The sequence below is a fragment of the Pantoea latae genome (genome assembly GCF_002077695.1).
Classification (GTDB): domain Bacteria; phylum Pseudomonadota; class Gammaproteobacteria; order Enterobacterales; family Enterobacteriaceae; genus Pantoea; species Pantoea latae.
On the sequence record NZ_MWUE01000005.1, the window covers coordinates 155659 to 165954 of the forward strand.

The 10296-nt window shown below is 57.3% G+C and carries 14 protein-coding genes; 13 read left to right on the plus strand and 1 reads right to left on the minus strand.

Going from position 1 to position 10296, the window contains the following annotated elements; genetic code table 11:
* Window positions 1–58: 58 nt before the first annotated feature.
* The 4 genes from kefG (at window position 59) to slyD (ending at window position 3381) form a co-directional block, all read left to right on the plus strand.
* Window positions 59–610, plus strand: a complete 552-nt coding sequence (gene kefG, locus B2J69_RS03985) for a glutathione-regulated potassium-efflux system ancillary protein KefG (RefSeq protein WP_081136637.1) — start codon at window positions 59–61, stop codon at window positions 608–610.
* The gene (kefB, locus tag B2J69_RS03990) at window positions 610–2415 is read left to right on the plus strand and encodes a glutathione-regulated potassium-efflux system protein KefB (RefSeq protein ID WP_081136639.1); all 1806 of its coding nucleotides are present in this window, start codon (window positions 610–612) and stop codon (window positions 2413–2415) included. The genes kefG and kefB overlap by 1 nt, the downstream gene beginning before the upstream one ends.
* Before the next feature lie 15 nt (window positions 2416–2430).
* A complete protein-coding gene (locus B2J69_RS03995) occupies window positions 2431–2631 on the plus strand; it encodes a YheV family putative zinc ribbon protein (protein WP_167376551.1) in 201 nt (66 codons plus the stop codon).
* A 192-nt stretch (window positions 2632–2823) separates the two neighbouring features.
* A complete protein-coding gene (gene slyD / locus B2J69_RS04000; protein ID WP_081136641.1) occupies window positions 2824–3381 on the plus strand; it encodes a peptidylprolyl isomerase in 558 nt (185 codons plus the stop codon).
* Window positions 3382–3572: 191 nt separating this feature from the next.
* On the opposite strand, the gene B2J69_RS04005 is transcribed toward slyD, so the two are convergent.
* Complete coding sequence (locus B2J69_RS04005; RefSeq protein WP_081136643.1) at window positions 3573–3791, minus strand: protein SlyX; 219 nt, start codon at window positions 3789–3791, stop codon at window positions 3573–3575.
* A gap of 280 nt (window positions 3792–4071) precedes the next feature.
* On the opposite strand from B2J69_RS04005, the gene fkpA reads away from it, so the two are divergent.
* From fkpA to B2J69_RS04050, 9 genes are all read left to right on the plus strand, one after another.
* A complete protein-coding gene (gene fkpA / locus B2J69_RS04010; RefSeq protein WP_081136645.1) occupies window positions 4072–4899 on the plus strand; it encodes an FKBP-type peptidyl-prolyl cis-trans isomerase in 828 nt (275 codons plus the stop codon).
* 164 nt (window positions 4900–5063) lie between these two features.
* A complete protein-coding gene (locus tag B2J69_RS04015) occupies window positions 5064–5786 on the plus strand; it encodes a helix-turn-helix transcriptional regulator (RefSeq protein ID WP_081136668.1) in 723 nt (240 codons plus the stop codon).
* Window positions 5786–6172, plus strand: coding sequence for a sulfurtransferase complex subunit TusD (tusD, locus tag B2J69_RS04020; protein WP_081136646.1), 387 nt, complete (start codon window positions 5786–5788; stop codon window positions 6170–6172). Before B2J69_RS04015 ends, tusD begins: the two co-directional genes overlap by 1 nt.
* Window positions 6172–6531, plus strand: coding sequence for a sulfurtransferase complex subunit TusC (gene tusC / locus B2J69_RS04025; RefSeq protein ID WP_081136648.1), 360 nt, complete (start codon window positions 6172–6174; stop codon window positions 6529–6531). The genes tusD and tusC overlap by 1 nt, the downstream gene beginning before the upstream one ends.
* Before the next feature lie 9 nt (window positions 6532–6540).
* Window positions 6541–6828, plus strand: coding sequence for a sulfurtransferase complex subunit TusB (gene tusB, locus B2J69_RS04030; protein WP_081136650.1), 288 nt, complete (start codon window positions 6541–6543; stop codon window positions 6826–6828).
* Window positions 6829–6951: 123 nt separating this feature from the next.
* Window positions 6952–7326: a 30S ribosomal protein S12 gene (gene rpsL, locus B2J69_RS04035; protein WP_003852912.1), complete on the plus strand. Its 375-nt coding sequence runs from the start codon at window positions 6952–6954 to the stop codon at window positions 7324–7326.
* A 96-nt stretch (window positions 7327–7422) separates the two neighbouring features.
* Window positions 7423–7893: a 30S ribosomal protein S7 gene (gene rpsG / locus B2J69_RS04040; RefSeq protein ID WP_013510774.1), complete on the plus strand. Its 471-nt coding sequence runs from the start codon at window positions 7423–7425 to the stop codon at window positions 7891–7893.
* 93 nt (window positions 7894–7986) lie between these two features.
* Window positions 7987–10101 (plus strand): elongation factor G, encoded by a 2115-nt coding sequence (gene fusA / locus B2J69_RS04045; RefSeq protein WP_081136652.1) that lies wholly within the window; start codon window positions 7987–7989, stop codon window positions 10099–10101.
* Window positions 10102–10170: 69 nt separating this feature from the next.
* A partial coding sequence (locus B2J69_RS04050; RefSeq protein WP_008102187.1) for a GTP-binding protein occupies window positions 10171–10296 on the plus strand: 126 nt, incomplete at its 3' end.

Below are 10296 nucleotides of genomic sequence, written 5' to 3' on the forward strand. Positions count from 1 at the left end.
GCGTCGTGCATGGTAGCGGAAAACCGCCGTGCTGACGACGCTTTGGAAGAGGATAACTATGTCGCAGCCAGCAAAAGTTTTGCTGCTTTACGCTCATCCGGAAACGCAGGAGTCGATAGCGAATCGGGTTCTGCTGCAGTCGGCCCAGCAACAGGAGAACGTCACCGTACACGATCTGTACGCGCACTATCCTGATTTCTTTATCGATATTCACTATGAACAGCAGCTGCTGCGCGAGCATCAGGTGATCGTCTTTCAGCATCCGCTCTATACCTACAGCTGCCCGGCGCTGCTGAAAGAGTGGCTGGATCGCGTGCTGTCGCGCGGCTTCGCCAACGGCGTTGACGGCAACGCGCTGGAAGGCAAATACTGGCGCAGCGTGATCACCACCGGCGAACCGGAGGCGGCCTATCAGCAGAGCGGCCTGAATCGCTATTCCATATCGGACATTATGCGCCCGTTCGAACTGACGGCGCAGATGTGCCGTATGCACTGGATGACGCCGATGATCCTCTACTGGGCGCGCCGCCAGCCGAAAGAGGTGATGAGCCATTTTGCCCGCGCCTATGGCGAATGGCTCGCCGCGCCGCTGCCCAACGGAGGTCTCTGATGGAAGGACAAACGCTGCTGACCGCAGGCGTGATCTACCTGGTGGCGGCGGTGCTGATCGTGCCCATCGCCGCGCGGCTCGGCATCGGCGCCGTGCTCGGCTATCTGGTGGCGGGCATCGCCATCGGCCCGTGGGGGCTGGGCTTTATCAGCGACGTTGAAGAGATCCTGCATTTCTCGGAGCTGGGCGTGGTGTTCCTGATGTTTATCATCGGGCTGGAGCTGAATCCGTCGAAACTCTGGGCGCTGCGACGGTCTATTTTCGGCGTCGGCGCGGCGCAGGTGCTGATTTCCGCCGGCATCCTCGGCGCGCTGCTGTGGCTGAGCGACTTTAGCTGGCAGGCGGCGGTGATCGGCGGCATCGGCCTCGCCATGTCCTCGACCGCAATGGCGCTGCAGCTGATGCGCGACAAAGGCATGAACCGCAGCGAGGCGGGACAGCTCGGCTTCTCGGTGCTGCTGTTCCAGGACCTGGCGGTAATTCCGGCGCTGGCGCTGGTGCCACTGCTGGCGGGCAGCGACAGCGGCAATATCGACTGGATGAAGATCGGCATGAAGGTGCTGGCGTTTGCCGGCATGCTGGTGGGCGGCCGCTATCTGCTGCGGCCGATTTTCCGCTTTATCGCCGCTTCCGGCGTGCGCGAGGTGTTTACCGCCGCCGCGCTGCTGCTGGTACTGGGCTCGGCGCTGTTTATGGACGCCCTCGGACTGTCGATGGCGCTCGGCACCTTTATCGCCGGTATTCTGCTGGCGGAGAGCGAGTACCGCCACGAGCTGGAAGTCGCCATCGATCCGTTTAAGGGCCTGCTGCTCGGGCTGTTCTTTATCTCCGTCGGCATGGCGCTTAACCTCGGTGTGCTCTATACCCATATTCTGGAGATCCTGCTCGGCGTACTGATTCTGGTCACGGTGAAAACGCTGGTGCTCTACGTGCTGGCGCGCGTTTATGGCCTGCGCAGCTCCGAGCGCCAGCAGTTCGCCGGCGTGCTAAGCCAGGGCGGGGAGTTCGCCTTCGTGCTCTTCTCCGCCGCTTCTTCGGCGCATCTGTTTGCCGGCGATCAGCTGCCGCTGCTGCTGGTGACGGTGACGCTGTCGATGATGACCACGCCGCTGCTGATGCAGGCGATCGACAAGCTGCTGGCGCGGCGTTTTAACGAAGTGGATGAGGATAGCGAGAAGCCGTTTGTCGAAGATGACCAGCCGCAGGTGATTGTGGTGGGCTTCGGACGCATGGGACAGGTAGTGGGCCGTCTGCTGATGGCCAACAATAAAAGGATCACGGTGCTGGAGCGCGACATCAGCGCGGTGAGCCTGATGCGCAAGTATGGCTACAAGGTTTACTATGGCGACGCGACCGAACTGGAGCTGCTGCGCGCCGCCGGCGCCGCCGACGCGCAGTCGATCGTTATCACCTGCAACGAGCCGGAAGATACCATGGCGATCGTGCATCTCTGTCAGCAGCACTTCCCGCAGCTGGAGATCGTGGCGCGCGCGCGCGGCCGCGTCGAGGCGCACGAGCTGCTGCAGGCGGGCGTCACGCAGTTCTCGCGCGAAACCTTCTCTAGCGCGCTGGAGCTGGGACGTAAGGCGCTGATTTCGGTCGGCATGCATCCGCACCAGGCGCAGCGCGCGCAGCTGCATTTCCGCCGGCTCGATATGCGCATGCTGCGCGAACTGATGCCGAACCACACCGACAATGCACAGATTTCACGCGTGCGCGAGGCGCGGCGCGAGCTGGAAGACATTTTCCAGCGCGAGATGCAGCATGAAAGGCGGCAGATCGACGACTGGGATGAAGATCAGTAACAGCAACACAGGTTAATCAACATGCGTAAACGATTTATTGCCGGTGCGGTTTGCCCGCACTGCCAGGAAAAAGACACGCTGGCGATGTGGCGTGAAAACAATGTCGACGTCGTGGAGTGCGTGAAATGCGGACACCAGATGCGCGAGGCGGATAAACAGGTTCGCGATCAGGTTCGCAGCCAGGAGCAAGTGATCGGTATTTTCCATCCCGAGTAGCGAAATGGCGCAGCTTTTTTTACGCTTAAACTTACAGCGGGATTGAATTCCGATACAATCGGCGCCACTAACGCTGAGGTAAAACGCGTCGCGACTGCGCGGCCTCAGCCCCGAACCTTTCTGGTTGGTGTTATTGCACGCAAGAATAGACCAATGAGACGGGATCTCAGTTCTCAACGGTTAGGAGATATCATGAAAGTAGCAAAAGACCTGGTGGTGAGCCTGGCCTATCAGGTACGTACAGAAGATGGTGTGTTGGTTGACGAGTCGCCGGTAAGTGCGCCGTTAGACTATCTGCACGGTCATGGTTCCCTGATTTCTGGTCTGGAAAAAGCGCTGGAAAATCACGATGTCGGCGACAAGTTTGAGGTGCATATCCCGGCAAACGACGCATACGGCCAGTACGACGACAACCTGGTGCAGCGCGTGCCTAAAGATGTGTTTATGGGCGTTGACGAGCTGCAGGTTGGCATGCGCTTCCTGGCGGAAACCGATCAGGGCCCGGTGCCGGTCGAAATCACCGAAGTGGAAGATGACCACGTGGTGGTTGACGGCAACCATATGCTGGCGGGTCAGAACCTGAACTTCAACGTGGAAGTTGTCGCCATCCGCGAAGCGACCCCGGAAGAGCTGGCGCACGGCCACGTTCACGGCGAGCACGGTCACGACCATGACCACGATCATGACCACGGTCACGATCACGGCAACGGCGGCTGCGGCAGCCACGGCGGTTGCGGCTGCAACCACTAAGCTGTGTGAGACAGATGACAAGGCCACCAGACGGTGGCCTTTTCTTTTGCTCTTTTTGCGAGCGAAGAATGCGCGAGCAAGCGGCGAGGCAAGGCGCCAGGAAGCGGGAGAGCGGAGCATACCGCGGTATGTGAGCATCTCACGCTGACGCAGCAACGCAGCATCGGCGTTGCGCAGCCATTCTGAACATATCAGTAATGCGGAGGCGGCGTTTCTTCCGACTGCGACGCCACCATCGACGGCGCGGCCGCCTTCAGCTTATCCAGCAGCAGGCGCAGCTGCTCGCGCATCTTCGCCATCTCCAGCTCGTGCTGCACCACCGTCTGATTCAGCTGGTCGATGGTCAGCTCCTGAAAGGCCAGCTTGCTCTCCAGCGCTTCAAGTCGTTGTTCCCACTCTGATTGTTGCATGACCTCTCCTTATAGTATGACGCTGCGAATCTCACATCAGGCGCTGATTCTACGGTTTCCCCGGTCAGAATCACCTGATTTCTTCGCCGCCTCGCCTGCGCGGGGTTGAATAGCGCCGGTGGCAGCATCATCTCTGATGAAACTTCCTGATGCAAAAAAGGTCGGAGGAGAGCCGGGTAATTACGCTGCGGGAGTGTTCGACGCTGCCGCGTACCGCTATAGTGTGGAGCTTTAGTCCGCAATAATTCCCGAGGTAACAAGCTTCGGTTTTGGAGAAAGGATGAAATCACTGTTTAAAGTCACCATGTTAGCCACCACCATGGCCATCGCGCTCAACGCGCCGCTGGCGATGGCAGCCGAAGCGACCGCAGCCCCTGCTGCGACCGATGCGGCACCGCAGGCACCGAAAAATGCGGCCTTCAAAAATGAAGATCAGCAGTCAGCCTACGCGCTGGGCGCCTCGCTGGGTCGCTACATGGATAACTCTCTGAAGGAACAGGAGAAGCTGGGCATCAAGCTGGACAAAGATCAGCTGATTGCGGGCGTTCAGGATGCGTTCGGCGGTAAGAGCAAGCTCTCCGACCAGGAGATCGAGCAGACCCTGCAGGCCTTTGAAGGCCGCGTGAAGGGCGCCGCGCAGGCGAAGATGGAGAAAGACGCGAAAGAGAACGCCGATAAAGGCAGCGCTTTCGCCGACAAATTCGCCAAAGAGAGCGGCGTGAAGAAAACTGAATCTGGCCTGCTGTATAAAGTAGAGAAAGAGGGCAGCGGCGACGCGCCGAAAGACAGCGACACCGTAGTCGTGAACTATAAAGGCACGCTGATCGACGGCACCGAGTTCGACAACTCCTATACGCGCGGCGAACCGCTCTCTTTCCGTCTTGACGGCGTGATCCCGGGCTGGACCGAAGGCCTGAAGCACGTGAAGAAAGGCGGCAAAATCAAGCTGGTGATCCCACCGCAGCTCGCCTACGGCAAAAACGGCGTGCCGGGTATTCCGGCCAACTCCACGCTGGTGTTCGATGTTGAACTGCTCGACATCAAACCGGCGCCTAAAGCAGATGAGAAAGCGCAGGCGCCTGCCGCCGACGCGAAGAAATCTCAATAATCTGTCTACCGCCGCCTTCGGGCGGCGGTTTCATTTCCACACCATGACAAAGCCCTGGCATAAGCGTGCGACATTTGCCAGACTATCGCCTGCACAACTTTCCCAATAAAAGAGTCTGCCCGCTGCGCTGAGACAGGCTCCAGCCATTTAGGGTAATGTCTTCGATGTCAAATCCATTCAATCCCGGCGAACTGAGCGACTTCGATTTACTGGAGCAGCGTCCGTTTGAGCAGACGGACTACGATATTCTCAAATCTTATGAGGCGGTGGTCGACGGCCTGGCGATGCTGATCGGTTCGCACTGCGAAATCGTGCTGCACTCGCTGGAAGATCTGAAATGTTCGGCGGTGCGCATCGCCAACGGCGAACACACCGGGCGTAAAGTCGGCTCGCCGATTACCGATCTGGCGCTGCGTATGCTGCACGATATGCACGGCGCGGACAGCAACGTCTCGCGCGCCTACTTCACCCGCGCCAAAAGCGGCGTGCTGATGAAGTCGGTCACCATTGCAATACGCAATCGCCAGCAGCGCGTTATCGGGCTGTTGTGCATCAATATGAATCTCGATGTGCCGTTCTCGCAGATTATGTCGACCTTTATGCCGCCGGAAATGCATCAGGTCGATTCCAACGTCAACTTCGCCAGCTCGGTGGAGGATCTGGTGACCCAGACGCTGGAGTTCACCATTGAAGAGGTGAGCGCCGATCGCAACGTCTCCAATAACGCCAAGAACCGGCAGATCGTGCTCAATCTTTATGAGAAGGGCATCTTCGACATTAAAGACGCCATTAATCAGGTTGCGGATCGCCTCAATATCTCTAAGCACACCGTCTATCTCTATATCCGTCAGTTCAAGAACGGCGACTTTCAGGGGCAGGAGCGCTGATGCGCTACACCCTGCTGGTGACCGGGCCGGCCTATGGCACGCAGCAGGCGAGCAGCGCCTTGCTGTTCGCCCGCGCGCTGCTGGCGGCGGGGCATCAGTTACAGAGCGTGTTCTTTTATCGCGAGGGCGTGCTGAACGCCAATCAGCTGACCGCGCCGGCGAGCGATGAGGCGGATATCGTGCGCGCCTGGCTGCGGCTGCAGCAGGAGCAGGGCGTGGCGCTCAATATTTGCGTGGCGGCCGCGCTGCGCCGCGGCGTTACCGACGCGCAGGAGGCGGAGCGGCTGCAGCTGGCAGGCAGCAACCTGCAGCCGGGGTTTGAACTCAGCGGTCTGGGCGCGCTGGCGGAAGCCGCGCTCAGCTGCGATCGACTGGTGCAGTTTTAATGAATCGCGTCGCCTTTGTGTTTACCCGCGCGCCGCACGGCAGCAGCGCCGGACGGGAAGGGCTCGACGCCGCGCTGGCGACCGGCGCGCTGAGTGAGTCGATCGGCCTGTTCTTTATCGGCGACGGCGTCCTGCAGCTGATGCCCGGCCAGCAGCCAGAGATCATTCTGTCCCGCCACCACGCTGCCACCTTCGGCGTGCTGGCGCTGTACGATATCGAGCACTGCTACATTAGCCGCGAGGCGCTGCGCGAGCGCGGCCTGGCGGAAGAGGGCGCCCGCATTATGGATGTCGGCATTCTGGACGCCGCGGCGCTGCAGCAGCAGCTGGCGACCTACGATAGTATTATCACCTTTTAAGAGCGCGCTATGCTGCATACCCTGATGCATTCACCCTATTACAGCGACCTCGACACGCTGCTGCTGCTGCTGACGGCGCAAGACGATCTGCTGCTGCTGCAGGACGGCGTGCTGGGCGCGCTAGAGGGCAGCCGCGCCCTGAATCGTCTGCTCGCTTCGCCGGCAACCCTGTGGGTGCTGACGGAGGACGTGACCGCGCGCGGCCTTGCTGGTCAAATTTCAGCCAAAATAAGGCCGGTAGACTATACTGGTTTCGTCACGCTCACTGAAAAACATCAGCAGCAAATGACCTGGTAGCGTACAAAGCCTGGTTATTTCTTGACACCCTATTGGCTCAGCCCTAAAATTCTGCGTCCTCGTAGTTATACGGGGCGATTTATTACGTGTTTACGAAGCAAAAGCAAATCCAGGAGCTATTTAATGGCAACAGTTAACCAGCTGGTTCGCAAACCACGCGTACGCAAAGTTGCAAAGAGCAACGTGCCTGCGCTGGAAGCTTGCCCGCAAAAACGTGGCGTTTGTACTCGTGTGTACACCACCACTCCGAAAAAACCGAACTCCGCACTGCGTAAAGTTTGCCGTGTTCGTCTGACCAACGGTTTTGAAGTTACCTCCTATATCGGCGGTGAAGGTCATAACCTGCAGGAACACTCCGTGATCCTGATCCGTGGCGGTCGTGTTAAAGACCTGCCAGGTGTGCGTTACCACACCGTTCGTGGCGCGCTGGACTGCTCAGGTGTTAAAGACCGTAAGCAGGCTCGCTCCAAGTACGGCGTGAAGAAGCCAAAGGCTTAATGGTTCTCCGTTAAGTAAGGCCAAACGTTTTAACTTAAATGTCAAACTAAACTCGTAGAGTTTTGGACAATCCTGAATTAACAACGGAGTATTTCCATGCCACGTCGTCGCGTCATTGGTCAGCGTAAAATTCTGCCGGATCCTAAGTTTGGATCAGAGCTGCTGGCCAAATTTGTAAATATCCTGATGGTAGATGGTAAAAAATCTACCGCTGAATCAATCGTTTATACCGCGCTTGAGACCCTGGCTCAGCGTTCTGGTAAGAACGAGCTGGAAGCCTTTGAAGTAGCCCTCGAAAACGTGCGTCCGACTGTCGAAGTTAAGTCACGTCGCGTTGGTGGTTCTACCTACCAGGTACCAGTAGAAGTCCGTCCGGTTCGTCGTAATGCCCTGGCAATGCGCTGGATCGTAGAAGCTGCTCGTAAACGCGGTGATAAATCTATGGCTCTCCGCCTGGCGAACGAACTTTCTGACGCTGCAGAAAACAAAGGTACTGCAGTTAAGAAACGTGAAGACGTTCACCGTATGGCTGAAGCCAACAAGGCGTTCGCTCACTACCGCTGGTAATCGCCACGTAGTTGTTGTTAAACCAGCGGGCGTGCAAAATGCAAACCCGCTGGGTTCGACTAATTTTGAACGCCCGAGAATCAGAGGAATCAAATGGCTCGTACAACACCCATTGCGCGCTACCGTAACATCGGTATCAGCGCACACATCGACGCCGGTAAAACCACGACTACCGAGCGCATCCTGTTCTACACCGGTGTTAACCATAAAATCGGTGAAGTGCATGATGGCGCCGCGACCATGGACTGGATGGCGCAGGAGCAGGAGCGTGGTATCACCATCACGTCTGCAGCGACCACCGCATTCTGGTCCGGTATGGCTAAGCAGTTTGAGCCGCACCGTATCAACATCATCGACACCCCTGGACACGTTGACTTCACCATCGAAGTAGAACGTTCAATGCGTGTGCTCGATGGCGCAGTAATGGTTTACTGTGCTGTAGGTGGCGTGCAGCCGCAGTCTGAGACCGTATGGCGTCAGGCGAACAAATATAAAGTTCCGCGTATCGCGTTCGTTAACAAAATGGACCGTATGGGCGCGAACTTCCTGAAAGTAGTTGGTCAGATCGAATCCCGTCTGGGCGCGACTCCGGTTCCGCTGCAGCTGGCTATTGGCGCTGAAGAGAACTTCACCGGCATTGTTGACCTGATCAAAATGAAAGCCATCAACTGGAATGATGCTGACCAGGGCGTAACCTTCGTTTACGAAGATATCCCGGCTGACATGCAGGAACTGGCTGAAGAGTGGCGCGGCAAGCTGATCGAAGCGGCAGCAGAAGCTTCTGAAGAGCTGATGGAGAAATTCTTCAGCGGCGACGAGCTGAGCGAAGAAGAGATCAAAACTGCTCTGCGTCAGCGCGTACTGCGCAACGAAATTATCCTGGTTACCTGTGGTTCTGCGTTCAAGAACAAAGGTGTTCAGGCGATGCTGGATGCCGTGGTGGAATACCTGCCGGCACCGACTGACGTTCCTGCTATCAATGGTATGCTGGACGACGGTAAAGACACGCCTGCTGAGCGTCACGCTGACGACAGCGAGCCGTTCTCTGCGCTGGCGTTCAAAATCGCCAACGACCCGTTCGTGGGCAACCTGACCTTCTTCCGCGTCTACTCTGGCGTGGTGAACTCAGGCGACACCGTACTGAACTCAGTGAAATCTGCGCGTGAGCGTTTCGGCCGTATCGTACAGATGCACGCCAACAAACGTGAAGAGATCAGCGAAGTTCGCGCAGGCGACATCGCCGCTGCGATCGGTCTGAAAGACGTGATCACCGGTGACACCCTGTGCGATCCGAGCAACCCGATCATCCTGGAGCGCATGGAGTTCCCGGAGCCGGTAATCTCTATCGCCGTTGAGCCGAAAACCAAAGCTGACCAGGAAAAAATGGGTCTGGCTCTGGGTCGTCTGGCTAAAGAAGACCCGTCATTCCGCGTATGGACTGACGAAGAGTCTAACCAGACCATCATCGCTGGTATGGGTGAGCTGCACCTCGACATCATCGTTGACCGCATGAAGCGCGAATTCAACGTTGAAGCGAACGTGGGCAAACCGCAGGTAGCTTACCGCGAAGCGATTCGCTCTAAAGTTACCGACATCGAAGGTAAACACGCTAAGCAGTCTGGTGGTCGCGGTCAGTACGGTCATGTTGTTATCGACATGTACCCGCTGGAGCCGGGTTCAAACCCGAAAGGCTACGAATTTGTCAACGACATCAAAGGCGGTGTGATTCCTGGCGAATACATCCCTGCGGTTGATAAAGGCATCCAGGAACAGCTGAAATCTGGCCCGCTGGCAGGTTACCCGGTTGTTGATCTGGGCGTGCGTCTGCACTTCGGTTCTTACCATGATGTCGACTCCTCTGAGCTGGCGTTTAAACTGGCCGCTTCTATCGCCTTTAAAGATGGCTTTAAGAAAGCACAGCCGGTTCTGCTTGAGCCGATCATGAAGGTTGAAGTAGAGACGCCGGAAGAGAACACCGGTGACGTCATCGGTGACCTTAGCCGTCGTCGTGGTATGCTGAAAGGGCAGGAATCTAACGCTACCGGCGTTCAGATTCACGCTGAAGTTCCGCTGTCTGAAATGTTCGGATACGCGACGCAGTTGCGTTCTCTGACTAAAGGCCGTGCTTCTTACTCCATGGAGTTCCTGAAGTACGATGATGCGCCGAACAACGTCGCTCAGGCCGTTATTGAAGCTCGTAGCAAATAAGGCTACGGTTTAAAAATTGTGAACAGATGCCTTCATCAATGATGAAGGCATAACGTAAGGATTATCGCCATGGCGAAAGAGCAATTTCAACGTAACAAACTGCACGTAAACGTGGGCACCATCGGTCACGTTGACCACGGTAAAACCACCCTGACTGCAGCAATCACCACCGTTCTGGCTAAAACCTACGGCGGC

Bases quoted from the DNA above. Each gene is read 5' to 3' on its own strand.
- kefG (WP_081136637.1), top strand. From the start codon at position 59: ATGTCGCAGCCAGCAAAAGTTTTGCTGCTTTACGCTCATCCGGAAACG.
- kefB (WP_081136639.1), top strand. From the start codon at position 610: ATGGAAGGACAAACGCTGCTGACCGCAGGCGTGATCTACCTGGTGGCG.
- slyD (WP_081136641.1), top strand. From the start codon at position 2,824: ATGAAAGTAGCAAAAGACCTGGTGGTGAGCCTGGCCTATCAGGTACGT.
- B2J69_RS04005 (WP_081136643.1), bottom strand. From the start codon at position 3,791: ATGCAACAATCAGAGTGGGAACAACGACTTGAAGCGCTGGAGAGCAAG.
- fkpA (WP_081136645.1), top strand. From the start codon at position 4,072: ATGAAATCACTGTTTAAAGTCACCATGTTAGCCACCACCATGGCCATC.
- B2J69_RS04015 (WP_081136668.1), top strand. From the start codon at position 5,064: ATGTCAAATCCATTCAATCCCGGCGAACTGAGCGACTTCGATTTACTG.
- tusD (WP_081136646.1), top strand. From the start codon at position 5,786: ATGCGCTACACCCTGCTGGTGACCGGGCCGGCCTATGGCACGCAGCAG.
- tusC (WP_081136648.1), top strand. From the start codon at position 6,172: ATGAATCGCGTCGCCTTTGTGTTTACCCGCGCGCCGCACGGCAGCAGC.
- tusB (WP_081136650.1), top strand. From the start codon at position 6,541: ATGCTGCATACCCTGATGCATTCACCCTATTACAGCGACCTCGACACG.
- rpsL (WP_003852912.1), top strand. From the start codon at position 6,952: ATGGCAACAGTTAACCAGCTGGTTCGCAAACCACGCGTACGCAAAGTT.
- rpsG (WP_013510774.1), top strand. From the start codon at position 7,423: ATGCCACGTCGTCGCGTCATTGGTCAGCGTAAAATTCTGCCGGATCCT.
- fusA (WP_081136652.1), top strand. From the start codon at position 7,987: ATGGCTCGTACAACACCCATTGCGCGCTACCGTAACATCGGTATCAGC.